This is a genomic window from Paenibacillus tepidiphilus (assembly GCF_008635795.1).
In the GTDB taxonomy this organism is placed as follows: Bacteria; Bacillota; Bacilli; order Paenibacillales; family Paenibacillaceae; genus Paenibacillus_AQ; species Paenibacillus_AQ tepidiphilus.
Window position 1 is genome coordinate 1 of record NZ_VWRQ01000066.1, and the last position, 801, is coordinate 801.

Here is an 801-nt window from a genome sequence, read left to right on the forward strand (position 1 = left end):
CGATCTGGCAGATTTTGCTTTTTCAACTAAAGCTGCGAATGCAACTTTGTCGAATACAGCGATGTCAGCTAAAATCTTACGGTCGATTTCAACAGAAGCTTTTTTCAAGCCGTTGATGAATTTGCTGTAAGATAAACCGTTTTGACGTGCTGCAGCGTTGATACGTGCAATCCATAATTGACGGAATTGACGTTTACGTTGACGACGGTCACGGTAAGCATATTGACCAGCTTTAATTACAGCTTGGAACGCAACGCGATAAACACGTGAACGCGCACCATAATAACCTTTAGCAGCCTTAAGAACTTTCTTATGGCGTGCTCTTGCAATAACACCACGTTTTACACGAGCCATTATTAAATCTCCTAATGTATATAATTAACTAAAATTCACTAAAGTACGTTTTAACTTGACTCAACGCTTATGCGTATGGTAAGCACGCTACTACTAATACTTGGTCTGCTTTCGCTACCATTGATTTGTGGCGTAAGTGACGTTTACGTTTAGTGGTTTTCTTAGTCAAAATATGACGTAAGTGAGATTGTTTACGTTTGAAACCGCCTGAAGCTGTTTTCTTGAAACGCTTAGCAGCACCACGTACTGTTTTAATTTTAGGCATTGTTTTATAAACTCCGCATTGTTTTATCTAATACATAATAATCAGGCGAAAAATACGCTTATCGCTAACCGTCTTTTTACTTGCAAAGCACTAATTATCTCGAACAGAGCGTTACCGCTCATAGCCCTTTACGGCTAAAAAGCAAATCAGGCTGCGAAATGTGCCTGTAGATTGCTTTTGTT

2 protein-coding genes are annotated in these 801 nt (G+C 39.3%); both read right to left on the reverse strand.

Annotation, left to right across the window (positions count from 1 at the left end):
- Positions 1–354 (reverse strand): 50S ribosomal protein L20 (rplT, locus tag F1379_RS29485; protein ID WP_150276046.1); only part of this gene is annotated, 354 nt, incomplete at its 3' end.
- A 67-nt stretch (positions 355–421) separates the two neighbouring features.
- Entirely contained in the window at positions 422–619 is a 198-nt protein-coding gene (gene rpmI, locus F1379_RS29490) for a 50S ribosomal protein L35 (protein WP_005596065.1), read from the reverse strand.
- Between the last annotated feature and the right edge of the window lie 182 nt (positions 620–801).

Bases quoted from the DNA above. Each gene is read 5' to 3' on its own strand.
- rpmI (WP_005596065.1), bottom strand. From the start codon at position 619: ATGCCTAAAATTAAAACAGTACGTGGTGCTGCTAAGCGTTTCAAGAAA.